Genomic DNA, 20,582 nt, shown 5'->3' with positions numbered 1-20,582 from the left:
ATGCTCCCGGCCCTATTCGGCCCGGACGGGCGCCGAAGCGTCCGACGGCCTGTCGAGGGCTGAGCTCTGGGAGAGCGGGCGGATATCGCCGGTGGCATCGTCCACGCTCACCTCGGTGGCCGTCACCTCCTGGCCGGCCCGAACCAGCTGGATGCCTTCGACGATCACCCTGTCCCCATCCGATACGCCGGCATCGACAAGCCAGTTGTTGCCGACATTGCGCTGAACCGAGAGGACGCGCTGGACGACCTTGCCGTCACCGCCAACGAAACTCGCGGTCGCCTCGCCCTTGGTGTTGTGGCTGACGGCCCTCTGCGGCACCAGGAAGCTGTTCTGGGCCAGCCCCACCTCGAGGATGGCGCGGGCATACATGCCCGGCAGGAGTAGGCGATCGGGGTTCGGGAACTCGGCCCGCACGGTGAAGGTGCCGGTGGTGGTGCTGACATTGGCCTCGACGAAACGAAGCGTGCCGGCATGGGCGTAGGTCGCACCATTCTCCAGCTTGAGCCTGACGGAGACGCCCGGGCCGGTGGTCTTGATCCGGCCCGATTTCACCGCCTCCAGGAAGTTCAACAGGTTCGCACTCGATTCCGTCACATCGACATTAATCGGATCGAGCTGGCGGATCGTCGTCAGGGCTGTCGACTGCCCTGAGCTGACCAGGGCGCCCTCGGTGATGGTGGAAGCATCGACCCTGCCGCCGATCGGGGCCTTCATCGTGGTGTAGTCGAGGTTGATGCGTGCCGTTTCCAGCGCTGACTTGGCGGCGGCGACATCGGCCTTGGCCTGGGCCAGCGTGGCGCGGGCATCGTCGAGGTCCTGGCTGCTGACGGCGTTCTGCTTGATGAGGTTCTGGTAGCGGTCGACCTTGGCCTGGGCGCTGGGGATGGCCGCCTGGTCCTTCTGCAAGGTGGCCTCGGCACTGTCATAGCTTGCCTGGTAGCTGGCCGGGTCGATCTGGTAGAGCGCGTCGCCGGCCTTGACCTCGGTGCCCTCCTTGAACAGGCGTGTCTTGATGATGCCGGTTACCTGCGGCACGACGTCGGCGGTCAGCGAGGCGCCGACGCGCCCCGGCAGCTCCGCGGTGATGGCGACGGCGCGCGGATGGAGCGTGATCACGCTGACCTGGGGGCGGATGGCGCCGGCCGGTGGTTGAGCCCCCTGTTGCTCCTGGTTGCAGCCGACGACCAGGATGCAGACGGACAACAGCCCGGCCCGACCGAGCATGCGCATGGCGTCTTGATAGCACGGACCAGGTCTATCTGTCCTGCCGGATCGATGTATTTCTGAGTATATATCTAAATTGAATTTGTAATTTTTGGAATTATTTTCATGTAATTTCAATATATTCATCTAATTTCTTTCTAGAATATACGTATTAAGGTCTGGAAAGGCTGTCGGTCGATCTGAATTGTTCGGCAGTTGTGCGGGCAGGGGAGGCCTCGATCTATTCCCGGGCCAGCGCCGTCGCGGGATCGAGGCGAGAGGCGTTTCGCGCCGGCATGTAGCCGAAGACGACGCCGATCAGCATCGAGGACAGGAAGGCGATAGCGATGGAGGCGAGGGAATAGTGCAGGCTGAAGGTCGTGCTGACCGCGTTGAATACGGCCCCGAGGCCGAGTGCCAGGCCGATGCCGGTCAGTCCGCCGATCAGGCAGACCAGCACGGCCTCGATCAGGAATTGCTGCAGGATGTCGCTGCGGCGCGCCCCGACGGCCATGCGCACGCCGATTTCGGCGATACGCTCGGATACCGATACCAGCATGATATTGGTGACGCCGACGCCGCCGACGACCAACGAGATGCCGGCGATCGCCGCCACCAGGAGCGTCAGGACCTGCGTGGTGCTGGTGATGGTGCGACGAATGTCATCCGTGTTGAGAATGAAGAAGTCCTTGGCATTGTGCCTGGCGGCGAGGAGGGAGGAGACGGCCTGCTCGGCGCGATCTGTTGGTGCCTCGTCGACGACGCGCACGGAAATGCTGCGCAGGGAGGTCGTGCCCAGGAAGCGGGCCTGGACCGTCGTATAGGGCAGGTAGACCGACGGGTTGGCGCTCGAGCCGAACCCGCCTTGCTGCGGGCGCGTCAGGCCGACGATGCGGCAGGGTACCTGGCCCACCAGGATGATGCGTCCGACCGGGCTGGTTGAGGCCCCGGCGAACAGCGCCTTGCGGGTATTGTCGTCGATCACCACGTCCTGGGCGATGCGGCGGACACTGTCGGCGTCGAAGAAGGCGCCTGCGGCAAGCTTGGTACCCTTCACCGCGAAATAGTCTTCGCCGACGCCATTGATCTGGGCCGTAACTTCGACCGAACCCAGGCGCAGGGTCTTGCTGGTCGAGACCGTGGGGGAGGCGGCGGCGACATAGGGTTGGCCGGCGAGCGCCTGGGCATCGGTGAGCACCAGCGTGGTGATCTTGCCGGAGCGGACGTCGCCGAAATCCTTGCCGGGAAACACCTCCAGCGTGTTGGTGCCGAGGCTGTTGATGTCGGCCAGGACCTTTTGCTGCGTGCCCGCCCCGAGTGCGACGACGCCGACGACGGAAGCAACGCCGATGATGATGCCGAGCATGGTCAGGATCGTCCGCAGGCGATGGGCGTTCATGGACCGCAGCGCCATCCGGAAGGCTTCCCGGAACTGGTCGATCCGGACGCGCCATGCCGGCGTGGACGCCCGGGCCGCGCCGCCGACCCCGGTGCCGGGTGTGGACGGTTCGGGTTGCGGTCCCCGCCGATTGGACCGGTCGGAGACCACCGCGCCGTCTCGCAGCTCGATGATGCGCTCGGCGCGGCGGGCAACCGCCATGTCGTGCGTCACGATGATGATGGTCTGGCCGCCGGCGTGGAGTTCGTCCAGGATGCGCAGCACTTCCGCGCCGCTGGTGCTGTCGAGGGCGCCGGTTGGCTCGTCGGCGAAGATCACGCCGGCGCCGTTCATCAGGGCCCGGGCGATCGAGACGCGCTGCTGCTGGCCGCCGGAGAGTTGGGTGGGGCGGTGGTCCAGACGATCCGCCATGCCGAGGCGGTGCAGCAGGGCTTGCGCGCGGACCTGCCGTCTCGACGGCGGCAGGCCGGTATAGATCGCCGGCATCTCGACATTGCCGATCGCCGTCATTTCCGCCAGCAAATGGTAGCGCTGGAAGATGAAGCCGAAATATTCGCGCCTGAGCGCTGCAAGCTCGTCCGCCGTGAGCGTGCCGGTGTCGCGGCCGGCGACGCGGTAGCTGCCGCCGCTTGGCCGGTCGAGGCAGCCCAGGATATTGAGCAGCGTCGACTTGCCGGAACCGGAAGTGCCGACGATGGCGACCATCTCGCCGGCCGCGATCGACAGGTCGACATCGTGCAGTGCCACGACCGATCCCTCGCCTGAAGGATAGGCGCGATGCACCCCTTGAAGCAGGATCAGGGGCGATGCCATGGTCACATGCCTCCCGGTGGAGGTCCGGCCATCGTCTTGGTGGCGACGGTCCCCGTCTCGCCGATCACCACGCGCTCGCCCGCCTGCAGACCTTCTCGAATCTCGGCGGTGATCTTGTTGTCGAGCCCTCGCTTGACCAGCCGGCGCGCCACGGTGCCGTCGGCCTCGACGACCCGTAGGCTGAAGGAGCCGTCCGCCTCCGGTCCGCCGAGGGCAGCTGCCGGGACGGTGAGGACGTTCTGGGCCTCGCGGAGCAGGATATGCACCTCGGCCGTCATGTAGGTCTTCAGTTGGCCGTCGGCGTTGGGCACGTCGAAGACGCCGTTGTAGTAGATGGCTTCCGATGAACTGGAAGAGGACGAACTGCTCGTGGAAGTGCTGTCGGTCGAAAAACTGCTGTCGGTCTTGACGGATTCCGGCGCGGGCTCGATCGAGCGCAGGGTTGCGTGCAGGCGGTGCTCCGGGGCGCCCAGAATGGTGAAATAGACCTGCTGGCCCGGACGGACCTTGACCACGTCGGCCTCCGAGATCTGCGCCCGGATCGTCATGGTGTCGAGATCGCCGAGCACCACGAGCGTCGGCGCCGACTGGGTGGCATTGACTGTCTGGCCCTCCTGGACGCCGACCGCGAGCACGGTGGCATTGATCGGAGCCGTGATCCTCGTATAGCCGAGATTGACCTTGGCGGTTGAGACCGAGACCTCGGCTTCGATGATCTGGGCATCGAGCTGGGCAATCTGGGCCTGTGTCGCCTTCACGTCGGCCACGGCGGAATCATAGTCCGCGCGCGAGGAGGCATTCTGAGCGAAGGTCAGCTTCTGCCTGGCGAGCGAGGCCTCGTTCCGTGCCAGGGTTGCTACCTTCTCGTCGCGCTGGGCCCGGACATTGTCGAGCGTGGCCTGGGCGGAACGCAGGTCGTTCTCCTTGGTCAGGGCGTCGATCTCGGCAATGAGTTCCCCGGCCCGAACCTTCTGTCCGACGGTGACCTTGAGGGCGGTGATCCGGCCGGAGACCTGGGCGCCGACGGCGATGAGCCTGACCGGCTTGAGCGTGCCGGTTGCCACCACGCTTTCTTCGATATTGCCGAGCACGGCCGGTGCGGTGATCAGGTCGGCCGCGGGGGCGGGTGATAGCTGCGTCCTGGCAAGCCAGCCGAGCAGCGTGGCGGCGCTCGCTATCATGATCAGGCTTGCAATCCGTCGCCGCCAGTGCCCGCCGCGCGGCGGAGCAGGACTTGGCGATCGGGCGTGCAGCGTCTCGGCGCCGGGCCGAGTGGCTTCGGATCCGTGCTCACGCTTGCCCGGAAGGGCATCGCGCAGGGCGGCGGTACTCTCAGTCCTGGGCATGATCGCGATCTTCGGGCAAGGCTGCCGGTTTGGTTGCCAGGCGCTTGCCGCGCTGACGGCTTTGGGCACGTATGCGACAATCGCCATGCAGTCTCGGACGCTGGGCTGTTCGTGCAGATGAATTCATCTGGAAAAGAGTGGCTCCTGCCGAGGCGGCGCTGGCATCATGCCGCCGCTCGATGGGAAGCCAGGATAGTCCTTGTCCCTGGGGGCTGGGATTAAGTCATGTTACGAATTGTTGCCTTGCTCAGGCGGCAGCTGTGCGGGGCGCAACAAAAAATTATAATAAGGCCGCTGCCGCTCAGGCAGCTCGACGCTAAGATGGCACCATGCCAGCCGAACAGACTTTCATTTCTTCCGTTTCCCAGACCGCGCCGATGGCGAGGCCGCACATACTTTGCGTCGAGGACGACGTCGAGATTGCCCGTCTGCTTGCAGACGTGCTGGAGGAGAACGGTTTCGCCGCCTCCTGCGTCGGCTCGGCGGCGGAGATGGACAGGGTGCTCGAGCGCGGCGGCGTCGAACTCGTGGTGCTCGATTTGATGCTGCCGGGCGAGGATGGCCTCAGCGTCTGCCGGCGGCTGCGGGCCGTATCCGCCATCCCGATCATCATGGTCACGGCGCGCAGCGACCAGATCGACCGTATCGTCGGCCTGGAGATCGGTGCCGACGACTATGTCTCCAAGCCCTTCAATTCGCGCGAACTGGTCGCCCGCATCCGGGCCCTCCTGCGCCGGGCGGCGGCCACCGCGCAAACAGGGCCTTCGCGCGAACGCGGCCTGTGCTTTGCCGGCTGGCGTGTCGATCCAACGGCCCGGGAACTCTATGATCCGGCGGGCGTGCGCATCTCGTTGACCAGCGTCGAGTTCGACCTGCTTCTCGCCTTCTGCCGCCATCCCGGCCAGGTCCTGTCGCGCGAGCATCTTCTCGAACTCGTCCATGGCGGTTCGGTCGGGCCGATCGAACGCAGTATCGACGTGCATATCAGCCGCATCCGCCAGAAGATCGAGGCGGATCCGCGTGATCCCCTGATGATCAAGACCGTGCGGCTGGGCGGCTACGTCTTCACGCCTGCCGTCGGGCCGGACTGATGCAAGCCTGGGAACGTCTGGTCCCGCGCAGCATCACGACGCAGGTCACCGGTCTCGTCGTGGTTTCGGTGCTGCTGGGCACGATCATCAACATCGTCCTCGCGCTCCTGCTGTTCAGCGCGCCACCGCCGGACGATTCTCCGCCAGCGGTGGCCTCGCGCATCGTGCGGGTCACCCAGTTCATCAAGGCGGCGGGAACACCAGCGGAAGCAGACATCGTCCTGGCCGCCATCCGTAACGCGGGCGTGCAGGTGGAGCGGGTACCCCTGTCGGATCTGGCGTCCGCGCCGGAGAGTGCCCACTGGTCTCTATGGAGCAGCCCGGTCTTGCGGCACGTCCGGTCGGGAAATGGCATCGAGGTCCTCGAAGGGCGGCGCTACGCGCCCGGACCTTCGCAGCAGATCGCGGTGCGGCTCGACGCGGCCCATGCCCTGGTCTTCGACGCCGCGATCGGCGCGGCGCCTTGGCCCCTGTTCCTGACGCCGACGGCCCTGGTTCTCTCGATCGTGCTGATCTTCGTGATGCTGCTGTCCGTCTATGCGGTGCGCTCGATCACCGCGCCATTGGCGGCCGTCGCAGCGGCGGCCCAGTCCTTCGGTCGTTCCCCGCAGGATGTGCAACCCATTCTCGGCGGAGGCCCCCGCGAGATCGTGCAGGTCACCGAAGCCCTCAACGATATGCGTACCCGTATCAAGGCCCTGCTGGACGATCGCACGCGCATGCTGGCCGCCATCAGCCATGATTTGAGGACACCGCTCACCAGGCTCCGGCTCCGTGCCGAGCGTGTGCCGGAAGACAGGCTCCGCGAGGGGATGCTGACCGACCTTGCCAATGTCGAGCACATGCTCAACGAGACGCTGGACTATCTGCGCGAGGATGGCCGGTTCGAGGCGATGTCGCGGATCGACCTGCCGAGCCTGCTCCAGACGATATGTTCCCAGTTCGTCGACGTGGGTCATGCGGTGACCTATCAGGGCCCCGCAAAGCTGACCTGGAGCGCGAGGCCCAGGGAACTGACCCGAGCTATCACCAACATCGTCGAGAATGGCGTCAAGCATGGCGGTGTGGTGACCGTCACGCTCATCGACCGTCAGCCCCAGCCTCAGGCCCAGATCGAGATCGACGACGACGGGCCAGGCATTCCCGCCGATCTGCGCGAGCGGGTGTTCGAGCCTTTTTTTAAAGCTGATGCTGCCCGCACGCAGGACGGCGGGGGTTTCGGGCTGGGATTGTCGATAGCCAGGGATATCGTGCGGCGGCACGGCGGCGACATCGTCCTCGCAGACCGTGTTCCGCATGGCCTCAAGGTCAAGCTCTTCCTGTCCGCCGGCGCACTCGATCATCCGCGCTGAACCGTCATGCGCTCGCGCAGCGGGCTTCGGGAGCTTCGCATCGCGTGTCTCACAATGAGGACTTCGTGCCCCGCATTACCGTCCTGTATCTTTGGCGACACGGGAACGATCTTCGTTACGCCAGCGCCTTCTTTCGCAGCATCAGGCGCTTTCCGGCTGGCGCAGAGTATGATTTCGTCTTTGCCGCCAAGGGGTATGCCATCGGCGACCGGCTTCCGCACCAGCCCGACCTCGCGGCTTTGCCCTGCGCCTCCGCCAAGGTGATGCACTTTACCGACGAACGCACGCCCGTCTCGATCTATCGGGAGGTTTCGGAAAGCTGCGGCACCGAGTTCATCCTGGTTTTCAATTCGTGGAGCCGGGTCCTCGCCGCCAATTGGCTCGCGCATTATGTCGGAGTGTTCGATCGCAATGCCGATTGTGGCTTGGTCGGTGCCACCGGCTCCCATGAAGCGGCCTGGGACCAGCCCTTTCCCAACATGGCGATCCGCAGCAATGCCTTCATGGTCCGGACCGTGCTGTTCAACGCATTCGCCCTCGGCGATCCCAGGACGGTCCTGGACGATCACCTGTTCGAGGCTGGTCCAAATGGGATGACCAGGCAGGTCATGGCGCGGGGCCTCACGCCTTTCGTCGTCGATCGCTTCGGCGCCGCCTGGCCGCCGGGGCGCTGGATGCAGAGCCGGACATTTCGCGCTGGGGAGCAGGGAGGGCTCCTCGTCGCAGACAATCGAACGAGCCAGTATGCCTGCGGAAGCCCACGCAAGCGGGCTCGCCTGATCATGCGGGCCTGGGGGAACGATGGGGTGGCCAGCAAAGGCTCGTTCGCCAGGCGGACCGCAGTCTGGCTGTGGTGGCATTATCCAAGAGGTCCGCTTGACATGGTCGGGGACGGCTTTGCCGCTCTCGACCAGTTGTTGCGCAGAATGACCGGGCGGCCAGCCAACCCTGGACGCAGAGTGTTCCCCAACTGAACGCCTGCCGGAAAATCGAGCATCGATTACCGGGCAGAAATGGCCGCTTTCCGCAACCATGGAAGGTCGCTCCAGGCATGACTCGGATCGACCTCGCTATTCCGTAATATTTCTTAATATCTTGAATTGTAAGTAAATAATTTTGAATATTTATTATAGCAAATATATGTCAATATATAGTAATTGTAGTTCAATATTATTTATCAATTATCTTTAATAAATATACGATCCTAAAAGCAATTAATTTTATAGGGGCGATTATTGGAAAGTTAATCCGCGCATTTTGCGAAGGCGGCTCTGCCTGGTGCGCGTACTCATATGCCTGGGCCGGAGTGAATCTCGAGAGGACGTGATATGGCGGAGAGCCTCTATTGGCTGTCAGATGAAGCATGGGGGGGCTCTTGAGCCGCATCTTCCGTACGGGGAGGCCGGAAAACCCCGTGTCGACGACCGTAGGGTGATCTCGGGTATACTCCATGTCCTGAGGACGGGCTGTCGATGGTGCGACGTGCCGTCTGTCTATGGCCGGCCGAGCACGATCTACAATCGTTTCCATCGTTGGTCGCAACGGCATGTCTGGCACCGGATTTTTGCCGGGCTGGCCGCGGCGGGGCCCGTGCCGAAGGACCTTTCGGTCGATGGCGAACATATCAGGGCGCGCCTGTTTGCGCCTGTCTCCAGATGGCGCCGGCAATCTGCGTCCCCCTTTGCCGGAGAGCGCTTGGAATTTCCGGTCGGGTCAAAGGTGGTCGTGAACAAGCCGGATGTCGGCTGAGTCCGGCCGGGATCCGGCATTCGCACCTCAGTCCCCTTCAAACGACCAAATATGCCAACTGCGAGAGACGATGACCGAAAACGGAAAGCGGCGCACTCACATCCTTCTGGCTTGCATGCCGAAGTCCGGATCGACCTTCCTTTCGGACATCATCAGCGAAATCGGAGACTTCAAGCGAGCCGTTCCGCTTCCGGCCGCCGGACGCAGGGAGCAGGAGCTCGACGAATTCTATCTGCAACAGATCGATGATCAGGACTATGTCGCCCAGCTGCACATCCGAAACCATCGCTGGACCGAGGAGATGTGCCAGGACTATGGCATCACCCCCATCGTTTTGGTTCGGAGCCTCTTCGATTGCGTCGTCAGCCTGCGCGATCACATCCGGCGCGAGGGAAATCTGTGGCCGATGATCTGGCTGAGACCGGAACATGCGCATCTGGACGACGCGACCCTGGATCGCATGATCGCTCGCCTCGCCATTCCCTGGTACCTGAACTTCTATGTCAGCTGGCGCAATGCCCCGAACAGATTGCTGATTACCTATGAAGAACTGATCGAGGGTCCTGTCGAGATCACCAAGGAGGTGCTGAACTTCGCACAGGCCGCCGTCTCCGATGACCAGATCAGGCAGGCAGTTCAAGCCGTACAGGGCAAGGCGGCCAGCCGCCTCAATGTCGGGGTTCGCGGCCGCGGCAATGGTCTCGACCACGAAACGGTGAGGGGCATTCTCGAACTGCTGGATTTCTATCCCGAGTCCGCCGACGATCCCTATTTCCAGATGCTCAGGGAGCAGGGGCGCGACATCCTGTCCGGCGATGCGCCGGCACGGCCGAAGAACCTGGCTGGGAGCCGGTCATCCCGGGTGCGGATCGCCAGGAAGCGCAGGCGACGGTGGAAGAACGACCATCTTGTCCGCTTTGTGGCACCGGTGCTGCTCGGTATCGCGGCCGTTTCCTACAGCCTGATGCCCAATGACCTGATCCCCGATTCCGCCTTCTACGGATATGTCGACGATGCGATCATCATCGCATTTCTCGCTTTCCTGGCAGGCCGGCTGACCAAATATAAACGCGGCGGCAGCTCGCTTGCGCGCCGAAGGCCCGATAGCGCCTCCGTGCAGCGAATGCTGCGGCGGCTCGAATATCAGTAGATCAGCAGTAACAACCTCACGTCGGCGAGAGATATTCCTGCGACATAACAAATCGTAATAAGTCTTAATCGAGATGCCAAGTTTCAGTCACCGTTCACGTCCTTAGTTCTGATGTTCCGGCCACCCAAGGCCGAGAATACGGATCATACGAAGGTTGCAAGACTTTAGAGTTCCGGCCGGTGCCTTCCGTTCAATCCCACAACGTTCACGTGGTGCGCTGCACGGCGCCCGGGATGCCGGGGCGCTTTTCTGTCCATCGGGTGCAGGTAGATAAATGCAATGACTGCGAAAGTGATAGTAGGTGTTCCAGTCTATAATGGCGCGGAGCAGCTGCGAGACTGTCTTGAGTGCCTGATATCTCAGACATTTCGAGATATCGAGATACGCATATACGACAACGCTTCTCAGGACTCCACGCCGGAGATTGCGCAGGAGTTCGCAGCCAGAGACAGCCGCGTCAAATATATCAGGCATCCGGAAAATATTCGGGCAATGCCCAATTTTCTCAGTGTCCTAAGAGATTGCGAAGCCGAGTTCGTCATGTGGCGTGCTCATGATGATCTGTGCGCGCCGGACTATATCGAGAGGCTCTACGTTTCTCTCGTGGCTGAGCCGAGCGCAAACGTTGCCGTGCCGACCACGCGCACGCAAACCCTCAGCAGGACAGTGCGCGTCAGCCGCCCAAAGCCCTTTGTCGGTAGATCAAACCTGATCTCGATCATCCAGCTCATGTTCAATTCGCATGCCGGATGGTTCTACGGTCTGTGGCGCCGGGACCGGCTGCTTGCGGATTTCGAGGAATGCTGGCGCGCATTCTCCCACCCTTGGGCCCTCGATCATTTGATCCTGTTCCCGTCGCTGCTCGAGAAGGCGGTCGTCGTCGTGCCCGAGGCGCTCTTCGTTCAGCGCTTGGTCGTCAAGGGTTATTCGCCCCAAAAGGGGACCTCTCCCCCGCTTGCATTGATGACCGAGCTTCGCAAGAAATTTTCCGCGCAGTGCCGCCTCTATATCGAACGGTCTCAGTATTCCGAGGTTGAGAAGCTGATCTTGCGATCAATATTGCCAATCTATGTTGACCGTCGGGTCTACAAGATTCGCAAGGTTATAAAGAGAAAGCTGCTCATGGATCTTGGCGGCGCCAGCTACAATACAGATTTCTGAGCAATATCATGGGCAGGCAATAATGCGTGTACTCGTTACAGGCGGGACGGGGTTTATTGGCAGATGGGCTGCCGCGTCGCTCGCGGCGGCGGGGCACGAAGTCTTCGTCGTCTCGCGTAAACTCGCGACCATGCCGGGATGCAAGATCATCGTCGCCGACCTGCTCGATCCCTCGATGGCGGAGGTCGCCCTTGCCATATCCAAGCCGGAAGTCGTGCTTCACCTGGCCTGGGATGTGGAACATGGAAAGTTCTGGGACGCGGAGGCAAATCTGCGATGGACGGTGGCGACGATCCAGCTCGTTTCCGCCGCCCACCAGTCGGGGGTGCGGCGCATCGTGTGTGCAGGCACCTGCATGGAATATGACCTCTCGTCGGGTCATGCCTGCAGCGAAGTGGAAACCAATATTCGACCAAGCACGCTCTATGCTGTTTCCAAGGACGCCGCGCGCCGGATCATCGAGGAATTGGCCGCAACGCGCGGTATCGAGTTCGCCTGGGGCAGGTTGTTCTTTTTGTTCGGGCCGAATGAACACCCTAACAGGCTGGTCTCCTCGATCGTCATGAATCTTCTGGCCCGGCGTCCCGTGCTGATGTCCTCGGGCGTGCAGGTCAGGGATTTCTCCAATGTGCGCGACGCCGGCGAAGCCCTGGCGAGGCTTGCCGTGTCGAGGGTCAACGGCGCGGTCAACATCGCTTCGGGAGAAGCTTTGTGCATCAAGGAATTGGCTGAAGAGATCCGCGCGGTTGCGGGCGGTGTCGGAGAGCTCCGCTTCGGCGCCCTGCCGGATCGCCCCAACGAACCGCCGGTCATCGTTGCCGATGTGACGAGGCTGCGCAACGAGGTCGGATATCGACCGATGGGGACCATGCGCGACCGGCTATCGGAGACGATACAATGGTGGCAGGCGCGCCTGGAAGCGTAGCGCCAACACAGCAGTCTGCCTAAGGCACGTCGCCGCCATTGGCGAGTGATAAGCGTTGCCTTTGCTTCCTGATGATAAAATTACAAAATTCCCAATAAGACATTGATATATTTATAATAATCTATCTGCCGCGTGCGTTGTCTCGCGCGGCAGGTGGCCGTTCGCCGGCATGGTGGCATCGGCACCCGTGAGCGGAGAAAATGGCGAGAGAACATCATTATCATAAGTGATGATTGACTCATCATACCAGTAGATCTATAAGCCTCTCGAATTCGAGAGGAGATCTGCATGACGACGATCGCGCTCTTTGGCGCCGGGGGAAAGATGGGCTACCGGCTGGCCAGCAACCTCAAGGCATCCCGCTTCGAGGTCCGGCACGTCGAGGTGAGCGCGGCCGGCCAGGAACGTCTCAAGACCGGACTTGGCCTCGACAGTGCCGCGCCGGATGCGGCTCTGGACGGGGCCGACGTGGTCGTCCTCGCAGTGCCCGATACGCTGATCGGCAAGGTTGCGGCCGGCATTGCCGACAAGCTCAAGCCCGGCACCATGGTGGTCGTGCTCGACGCCGCCGCGCCTTTTGCCGGTCACCTGCCCGATCGCCCCGACCTGACTTATTTCGTCACCCATCCCTGCCATCCGCCGATCTTCAATGACGAGACGGAGATGGCCGCCAAGAAGGATCATTTTGGCGGGATTGCTGCCAAGCAGCACATCGTCAGCGCGTTGATGCAGGGCCCGGAGAGCGCCTATGCGATCGGCGAAGAGATCGCCAAGGTGATCTGGGCTCCGGTGATGCGCTCCCATCGCGTCACCGTCGAGCAGATGGCGCTGCTGGAACCGGGCCTGTCGGAGACCGTCTGCGCGACCCTTCTGGTGGTGATGCGCGAGGCCATGGACGAGGTCGTGGCACGGGGCGTGCCCCATGAGGCGGCCCGCGATTTCCTGCTCGGGCACATGAACGTGCTGGGCGCGGTGATCTTCGACGAGGTCAAGGGTGTGTTCTCCGACGCCTGCAACAAGGCCATCGCCTTCGGCAAGCCGGCCCTCATGCGGGACGATTGGAAGCGGGTCTTCGAGCCGAGCGAGATCGCCGACAGCATCCGCCGCATCACCTGAACCGGATCCTGCAGCAGCCGTCACCCCTGGGTGGCGGCTGCCTGCTTTCGACCAGGCTTGCCGACGATCCGTCGAGCAGCCAGCCGCCGGCGCCCTCCATACAAGAACATAGGGGAGGAAGCGCTTTGCTCATTGGGAGGAAAAATGAGCTCGAACACCCTCGCGATCGCCCCCGTCGAACGGTCGGCCATTCGTAAGGCCACCTGGCGCCTGGCGCCGTTCCTGGGCCTGATGTTCTTCATCAATTTCCTGGACCGGACCGCAATTTCCTTCGCCGGCCCACACGGCCTGACCAAGGACCTCGGGCTTACCGCCACGCAATTCGGCTTTGCCGCCGGCATCTTCTTCATCGGCTACATCCTGCTCGAAATTCCCAGCAACCTGGCCTTGCACAAATTCGGCGGTCGCCGCTGGCTTGCCCGCATCATGGTGACCTGGGGCATCGTCTCGGTGCTGTTCACCTGGGTCAGCGGGGTCACCGAGCTTTATGTCCTGCGCTTCCTGCTGGGCATTGCCGAAGCAGGCTTCTTCCCGGGCGCGATCCTCTATCTCAGCACCTGGGTGCCGGCCCGCCACCGGGCCAACATCCTCGCCCTTTTCTACATCGCCCAGCCGATGACGACGGTGATCGGCGCGCCGCTGGCCTCCTCGCTGATCCAGGCCCATGGCTTTTTCGGCCTCGAAGGCTGGCGGATCATGTTCTTCGGCGTCTCGATCCCGGCCATCCTGGTCGGCATCGTCACCTGGTTCTACCTGCCGGACTCGCCCAAAGATGCGAAGTGGCTCAGCGCCGAGGAGAAGGCCTGGCTCACCGGCGAACTCGCCCGCGAGGACAGCACCAAGCGCGAGCCGCACAATGGCTCGATCGGCGCGGCCCTGTCGAGCGGCCGGGTCTGGATCCTGGCGCTCATCTATTTCGGCATGATCTATGGCCTCTACGCGCTGGCCTTCTTCCTGCCCACCATCGTTTCCGGTTTCGAGGCGAAGTTCGCCACCAAATTCACGGTGTTCCAGGCCGGGTTGGTCATTGCCGTTCCCTATCTGCCCGCGGCCATCGCTCTCTATCTGTGGAGCCGTGACGCGACGAAGCGCGGGGTTCGGGCCTGGCATATCGGTATTCCAGCCCTGATCGGCGCGGTCAGCATCCCGCTGGCGCTCTATATGCCATCGCCTGAGACCACGGTTGCCTGCATCACCGTCACGGCCTGCGCCATCTTCTCGGCCTTGCCGAATTTCTGGTCCCTGCCGGGGCGTTTCCTGTCGGGCGCGGCGGCCGCCGCCGGCATCGCCCTCATCAACACCATCGGCAATGTGGCCGGCTTCGCCGCGCCCTATGTCACCGGCGCCGTCAAGGACTACACCGGCCTCTACCAAGCCCCGATGATCATCGTGGGAGCCTTCATGCTGCTCTCGGCCATCCTCGCCTTCCTCGTCGGGCGGGAGATCAGGAAAAGCGGGGAGGGCGCGCGGGCCTATGCGCCCCTCAGGCCCTGAGGGCGGCCCGCATCCTGGCAAAGAATGATCCGCCGGACACAACCGGCGGCCATCCGGACTGAACCGTCGACACATAATGGGAGGACGACATGAGCTTGAAACGACTTCTGCTGGGAGCCGCGCTCGCCGGCGTCATGGCATCGGCGACAATGGGCACGGCCCTGGCCGCCGATCTCATCGCCATCATCACGCCATCGCACGACAACCCCTTCTTCAAGGCGGAAGCGCAGGGGGCCGAGGTCAAGGCCAAGGCGCTGGGCTACGACACGCTGGTGCTGGTGCATGACGACGATGCCAACAAGCAGTCGCAGCTGATCGACACAGCCATCGCCCGCGGTGCCAAGGCCATCATCCTCGACAATGCCGGCGCCGCCGCCACGGTGGCCGCCGTGCAGAAGGCCAAGGATGCCGGCGTGCCCTCCTTCCTGATCGATCGCGAGATCAACGTCGCCGGCATCGCCGTCGCCCAGATCGTCTCCAACAACTACCAGGGCGCCCAGGCCGGTGCGCAGGAGTTCGTCAAGCTGATGGGCGAGAAGGGCAATTATGTCGAGCTGGTCGGCCGGGAGGCCGACACCAATGCCGGTATTCGCTCCAAGGGCTACCATGACGTCATCGACGACTATCCGGACCTCAAGATGGTGGCGCGCCAGTCGGCCAATTGGAGCCAGACCGAGGCCTATAGCAAGATGGAGACCATCCTGCAGGCCAATCCTGACATCAAGGGCGTGATTTCCGGCAACGACACCATGGCGATGGGCGCGATCGCCGCGCTGCAGGCCGCTGGCCGCAAGGATGTGATCGTGGTCGGCTTCGACGGCTCCAACGATGTGCGCGATTCCATCAAGCAGGGCGGTATCAAGGCCACCGTCCTGCAACCCGCTTATCTCCAGGCCCAGACCGCCGTCGAGCAGGCCGACACCTACATCAAGACCAAGAAGGGCCCCGCCCAGGAAAAGCAGCTGATGGATTGCGTGCTGATCACGCCCGACAATGCCGGCAAGCTCGAAACCTTCGCGCTGGCGAATTGACGTTGCGATGAAAGTCGCTCGGGACCCGCCTCGCGATCTATCGACTTCGACTTCACACATCTCGACCAAAACGAGTAAGGCGCCGCAATCCCTCCCCGACTTCGGGGAGGGTGGGCCGGCAAAGCCGGCTCGGGTGGGGTCGAGTGGCGCGATCTCACCAGGTTCGGACCTGCAGGCGTCACTCTCCCCCTTCCGTCATTTCTACGAAATGACACCTTCCCCGAAACCGGGGAAGGATCGTCGCACTCTTTCTTGCGAAGTTGAGATGTGTGACTGCGATAGGCCTCGCGGGAGGCGTCCCGGGCCTGTTCCTGATCCCGACAATCGAGGCCGGAGCCAATCCATGCCCAGGCTTGCCAACAGGCTGATGATCGCCGCGATGGCGCTCACCCTTGCAGCATGCAAGATCGTGCCGACCGCCGAGGTCGAGGCCGCCAGACAGGTCGGCGCTTCGGGCGCGGGCCCCGTCTTCGACCCGGACAAGGCCGTCGACGCGATCTGGGCAGCCAAGGTCCTGCCCCATCTCAAGGCGAAGGCGGGCGACTTCGTCGTCGTCCGCGACCTTGCCGCCAAGAGTGCGGACGAGGCCGGGCAGAAATATGGGTATCGGGCCAAGGAGGGCACCGTGCCCTGGACCTATGTGGTCAAGGCCGAGGGCCGCATCGTGGCAGCGAATACCGGATCGCGCGCCGCCACCATCGACGTCGATGTCGATGGGGACGGCAAGGCCGACATGGTGGTGCAGATCGGACCGGCCGTGCGCGGCACAGCCCTGCGCGACAGCCTGGATTTCGTGTCCTTCAATGCCTTCACCAACCAGATCGAATACGCCCAGTTCGGCAAGGCCTTCAATGCCCGGGTCAATGCGGACGTGCTGCAGTCCCTGCCGCGCGAAAAGCTGGCCGGTCGCTCCGTGACGGTGCTCGGTGCCTATGTGTTGGAGCCGGGCGGCAAGCCGCCGCTGGTAACGCCCGCCGAACTGAGCCTCGGGGCAGCGTCATGACGGGGGAGGGCTACCCTGCCGCGCCCGATGACGACGTCGTCCTGCGCCTGGAAGGCGTGTCGAAGGTGTATTCCGGCACGGTCGCCGTCAGGCATGCCGATTTCGACGTGCGCCGCGGTGCCGTGAACGTGCTGGTCGGCGAGAACGGCGCCGGCAAGTCAACGCTGATGAAGATCATTGCAGGGGTGGTGCAGCCCACCGACGGGCGCATCCTGCTTGACGGCAAGCCCGTCGCCTTCCGAGATGCCGGCGAGGCGGTGGCGCATGGCATCGGCATGGTGTTCCAGGAGCTCAACCTGTTCGGCAATCTCTCCGTCGCCGAGAACATCTTCGCCGCCCGCGAAATCGTGCGGCTGCCCTATGGCATCGACCATCGCGAGCAAGAACGCCGCGCTGCCGAGTTCCTGGAGCGGCTCGAGGCCGGCATCGATGCCCGCACGCCGGTGGAGGATTTGCGCATCGGCCAGCAGCAACTGGTCGAGATCGCCAAGGCGGTGGCGCAGGACGCCCGCATCCTGATCATGGACGAGCCTACCTCCGCGCTCAGCGCTGCCGAGGTCGAGATCCTCTTTCGCGTCATCGCCGACCTCAAGGCGCGGGGCGTCGCGATCGTCTACATTTCCCACCGGCTCGAAGAGCTCATCCGCATCGGCGACTACATCACCGTGCTACGCGATGGCCGCGTCACCGGGCAGGAGCGCATCGCCAATGTCGACGTGCCCTGGATCGTGCACCAGATGATCGGCTCCGACGCCAAGGACTTCGCCAAGACCGAGGATCATCCGCTCGGTCCGGAAGTCTTCCGCGCGGAGGATGTCTGCCTGCCGCGCGTGAGCGGGGGCCTCGCGGTCGACCATGTCTCGCTGTCGGTCAGGCAGGGCGAGATCGTCGGCATCTATGGATTGATGGGCGCCGGGCGCAGCGAATTCTTCGAATGCGTGATGGGACGCCATCGCCATGCCACGGGCCGCCTCTTCGTCGACGGCAAGCCCGTGGCGGAAAAGGACGTGACGGGACGCATCCGCCGGGGCCTGGCCCTGATCCCGGAAGACCGTCAGAGGGAGGGGCTGGTCAGCATCCTTTCGATCGCCGCCAACCTGTCCATGGCCGCCCTCGGCCGCTTTCTCGCCGGCTTCCATATCCGGCGCGGGCGCGAGCAGGCCGCCATTCGCGCCGCCGTCAAGGACCTGTCGATCAAGGTGGCCGATCCCGAGCTGGAGGTGAATTCCCTGTCCGGCGGCAACCAGCAGAAGGTGGTGATCGGAAAGGCGCTGATGACCGGCCCGAAAGTGCTGCTGATGGACGAGCCCAGCCGCGGCATCGATGTCGGCGCCAAGGCCGATGTCTTCCGCACCATGCGGCGGCTCGCCGCCGATGGTCTCGGCATCCTGTTCGTGACATCGGACCTCGACGAGGTGATGGCGCTGTCGGACCGCATCGCCGTGATGAGCAACGGCAAGCTCACCGCCCTGTTCGAGCGGGCCGAGGCCACGGCCGCCAAGGTGGTAGCCGCCTCCGCGCTCGGCCATGGCCCTGTTCCTACTTCTTCTTCTGCCAATCACGGAGCGCAGGCATGACAGTCGCGCAGGAAACCTTGAACAATCCGTCCGCGGGAAGCGGCTCGCTTGCCCTGAACCTGATGAAGCTGCGCACCTTCATCGCCCTGTTCGCCGTACTGATCTTCTTTTCGCTGGCGGCGCCGAACTTCCTCAGCACGGCCAATCTCATCCTGATGTCGAAGCATGTGGCGCTGAATGCCTTCCTGGCGATGGGCATGACCTTCGTCATCGTCACCGGCGGCATCGACCTGTCGGTCGGATCGATCGTTGGCCTGTGCGGCATGGTCGCCGGCGGGCTGATCCTCAACGGCCTGGACCTTCGCATCGGCTACACCATCTTCTTCAACATCTACGAGGTGATGGCGATCACCCTGCTGGTGGGCATCCTGATCGGCGCCGTCAACGGATTGCTGATCACCAAGCTCAATGTCGCGCCCTTCATCGCGACGCTTGGCACGCTTTATATCGCCCGCGGCCTGGCGCTTCTCTCATCCGATGGCGCGACCTTCCCCAATCTGGTCGGCCGCGCCGATTTCGGCACCCAGGGCTATGCCGTCCTGGGAGCAGGACGCCTCCTCGGCCTGCCGGCCTCGGTGTGGATCCTCGCCGTGCTGGCGCTGGCTGCCGCCTATATGGCGCGCTGCACACCACTCGGCCGCCATATCTTCGCGGTCGGCGGCAATGAGCGCGCCGCGGGCCTGTCGGGTATCCGGGTCAACCGGGTGAAGCTCTTCGTCTACATGTTCTCGGGCTTTTGCGCCGCCGTCGTCGGCCTGGTGGTTTCCTCCGAATTGATGGCGTCGCATCCCGCCACGGGCGAGAGCTTCGAACTCAACGCCATCGCCGCGGCGGTGCTCGGCGGTACCTCGATGTCGGGTGGGCGCGGCACCATCGGCGGCACCGTCATCGGTGCCTTCGTCATCGGCATTCTCTCCGACGGGCTGGTGATGATGGGGGTCAGCGAGTTCTGGCAGATGGTGATCAAGGGCCTGGTGATCGTCATTGCCGTGGTGGTGGACCAGGCCCAGCGCCGGCTGCAGCAGCGCGTTGCCTTGCGCCAGATGGCGAGGCTGGCCTGATGGAGTCCTATCGAGGTGCCCTGATCGGTTGCGGCTTCTTCGCCATCAACCAGCTCCATGCCTGGCGAGACGCCGAGGGCGTCGACATCGTTGCCCTCTGCGACCGCGATCCGGAACGCCTTGCCCAGGCGGGCGACCTTTTCGGCATCGACAGGCGCTATGGCGATGCCGAGCAGATGCTCGAGGCGGAGAAGCCGGATTTCGTCGATATCGCCACCACTGTGGCGAGCCACCGCCCGCTGGTCGAGCTCGCAGCGAAGATGAGAATTCCCGTGATCTGCCAGAAGCCCTTCGCGCTTTCGATGGCGGATGCGCGCGCGATGGTCGAGGCCTGCCGCCTCGCCGGCGTACCGTTGATGGTGCACGAGAATTTCCGCTGGCAGAGTGCGATCCAGGCCGTGAAGACGCGTCTCGACGCCAATGCCATCGGCCGGCCTTTCTGGGCGCGCGTGTCCTTCCGTTCCGGCTTCGACGTCTTCAGCGGCCAGCCCTATCTCGCCGAAGGCAAACGTTTCATCGTCGAGGACTTGGGCATCCATATCCTCGACATTGCCCGCTTCCTGTTTGGCGAGGTGACTCAGCTGAGCGCGCGCACCCAGCGCGTCAACCCCGCCATCAGGGGCGAGGATGTCGCCACGATGCTGCTCGATCACGAGGGCGGCCTGTCCTCTGTGGTCGATTGCAGCTATGCCACCAGGCTGCCGGTCGATCCTTTCCCCGAGACGCTCGTCGAGATCGACGGTTCGGCGGGCACGCTGCGGCTCGGTACGGGCTATCGCCTTGTCGTGAACGGACCCGGCGGGCGGGAGGAGGTCGACCTGTCGCCGCCATTGCTGCCCTGGGCCTCGCGCCCGTGGCACAACATCCAGGAGAGCGTGCTCGCCATCCAGCGCCATTGGCTGCATTGCCTGCACAACGGCGAGGAACCCTCCACCAGCGGGCGGGACAATATCGCCACGATGGCCCTGGTCGAGGCGGCCTATGCCAGCGCCGCCAGTGGCCAGACGATCGAGATGGCCTCGATCTGATTCAACCGACACATAGATGACGTGCCTCCCTGGGGTCGCAGGCGCGGAGCGCTTGAGTCTGCGCCTCGCTTCTTCGACGC

At 63.5% G+C, this 20,582-nt stretch carries 16 protein-coding genes and 1 pseudogene; 14 read left to right on the top strand and 3 right to left on the bottom strand.

Annotation, left to right across the window (positions count from 1 at the left end; translation table 11 throughout):
• Positions 1-12: 12 nt before the first annotated feature.
• The 3 genes from U1R88_RS16585 to U1R88_RS16575 form a co-directional block, all read right to left on the bottom strand.
• A complete protein-coding gene (locus tag U1R88_RS16585; RefSeq protein WP_322432222.1) occupies positions 13-1,233 on the bottom strand; it encodes an efflux RND transporter periplasmic adaptor subunit in 1,221 nt (406 codons plus the stop codon).
• Positions 1,234-1,447: 214 nt separating this feature from the next.
• The gene (locus tag U1R88_RS16580; RefSeq protein ID WP_322432221.1) at positions 1,448-3,418 is read right to left on the bottom strand and encodes a MacB family efflux pump subunit; all 1,971 of its coding nucleotides are present in this window, start codon (positions 3,416-3,418) and stop codon (positions 1,448-1,450) included.
• Between the two features lie 2 nt (positions 3,419-3,420).
• Entirely contained in the window at positions 3,421-4,599 is a 1,179-nt protein-coding gene (locus tag U1R88_RS16575; RefSeq protein WP_322432300.1) for an efflux RND transporter periplasmic adaptor subunit, read from the bottom strand.
• 494 nt (positions 4,600-5,093) lie between these two features.
• On the opposite strand from U1R88_RS16575, the gene U1R88_RS16570 reads away from it, so the two are divergent.
• The 14 genes and pseudogenes from U1R88_RS16570 (at position 5,094) to U1R88_RS16505 (ending at position 20,502) form a co-directional block, all read left to right on the top strand.
• Complete coding sequence (locus U1R88_RS16570) at positions 5,094-5,855, top strand: response regulator (RefSeq protein WP_322432219.1); 762 nt, start codon at positions 5,094-5,096, stop codon at positions 5,853-5,855.
• Positions 5,855-7,207, top strand: a complete 1,353-nt coding sequence (locus U1R88_RS16565; protein ID WP_322432218.1) for an ATP-binding protein — start codon at positions 5,855-5,857, stop codon at positions 7,205-7,207. Before U1R88_RS16570 ends, U1R88_RS16565 begins: the two co-directional genes overlap by 1 nt.
• Before the next feature lie 65 nt (positions 7,208-7,272).
• Positions 7,273-8,181: a hypothetical protein gene (locus U1R88_RS16560; RefSeq protein WP_322432217.1), complete on the top strand. Its 909-nt coding sequence runs from the start codon at positions 7,273-7,275 to the stop codon at positions 8,179-8,181.
• A 354-nt stretch (positions 8,182-8,535) separates the two neighbouring features.
• Positions 8,536-8,839 (top strand): annotated as a pseudogene (locus tag U1R88_RS16555) (transposase); the annotation flags it as partial.
• Positions 8,840-9,026: 187 nt separating this feature from the next.
• On the top strand, positions 9,027-10,106 hold the full coding sequence (locus U1R88_RS16550; RefSeq protein WP_322432216.1) for a YkvA family protein: 1,080 nt from the start codon (positions 9,027-9,029) through the stop codon (positions 10,104-10,106).
• Positions 10,107-10,385: 279 nt separating this feature from the next.
• A complete protein-coding gene (locus U1R88_RS16545; protein ID WP_322432215.1) occupies positions 10,386-11,267 on the top strand; it encodes a glycosyltransferase family 2 protein in 882 nt (293 codons plus the stop codon).
• Entirely contained in the window at positions 11,236-12,192 is a 957-nt protein-coding gene (locus U1R88_RS16540) for an NAD-dependent epimerase/dehydratase family protein (RefSeq protein ID WP_322432214.1), read from the top strand. Before U1R88_RS16545 ends, U1R88_RS16540 begins: the two co-directional genes overlap by 32 nt.
• 288 nt (positions 12,193-12,480) lie before the next feature.
• Positions 12,481-13,308, top strand: a complete 828-nt coding sequence (locus tag U1R88_RS16535) for a phosphogluconate dehydrogenase C-terminal domain-containing protein (protein WP_322432213.1) — start codon at positions 12,481-12,483, stop codon at positions 13,306-13,308.
• 144 nt (positions 13,309-13,452) lie between these two features.
• Positions 13,453-14,802 carry an MFS transporter gene (locus U1R88_RS16530; protein ID WP_322432212.1) on the top strand — a complete coding sequence of 450 codons (1,350 nt, stop codon included), beginning with the start codon at positions 13,453-13,455 and terminating at the stop codon, positions 14,800-14,802.
• Between the two features lie 89 nt (positions 14,803-14,891).
• A complete protein-coding gene (locus U1R88_RS16525; protein ID WP_322432211.1) occupies positions 14,892-15,833 on the top strand; it encodes a D-ribose ABC transporter substrate-binding protein in 942 nt (313 codons plus the stop codon).
• A gap of 343 nt (positions 15,834-16,176) precedes the next feature.
• Positions 16,177-16,836, top strand: a complete 660-nt coding sequence (locus U1R88_RS16520; protein WP_322432210.1) for a DUF2291 family protein — start codon at positions 16,177-16,179, stop codon at positions 16,834-16,836.
• The gene (locus tag U1R88_RS16515) at positions 16,833-18,413 is read left to right on the top strand and encodes a sugar ABC transporter ATP-binding protein (protein WP_322432209.1); all 1,581 of its coding nucleotides are present in this window, start codon (positions 16,833-16,835) and stop codon (positions 18,411-18,413) included. The genes U1R88_RS16520 and U1R88_RS16515 overlap by 4 nt, the downstream gene beginning before the upstream one ends.
• A complete protein-coding gene (locus tag U1R88_RS16510) occupies positions 18,410-19,474 on the top strand; it encodes an ABC transporter permease (RefSeq protein WP_322432208.1) in 1,065 nt (354 codons plus the stop codon). Before U1R88_RS16515 ends, U1R88_RS16510 begins: the two co-directional genes overlap by 4 nt.
• A complete protein-coding gene (locus U1R88_RS16505) occupies positions 19,474-20,502 on the top strand; it encodes a Gfo/Idh/MocA family protein (protein WP_322432207.1) in 1,029 nt (342 codons plus the stop codon). Before U1R88_RS16510 ends, U1R88_RS16505 begins: the two co-directional genes overlap by 1 nt.
• Positions 20,503-20,582: the final 80 nt, after the last annotated feature.

The sequence above is a fragment of the Labrys sedimenti genome (genome assembly GCF_034424805.1).
In the GTDB taxonomy this organism is placed as follows: domain Bacteria; phylum Pseudomonadota; class Alphaproteobacteria; order Rhizobiales; family Labraceae; genus Labrys; species Labrys sedimenti.
Note: the sequence above shows the minus strand (reverse complement) of the source record. Positions and strands in the feature narration are given on the sequence as shown.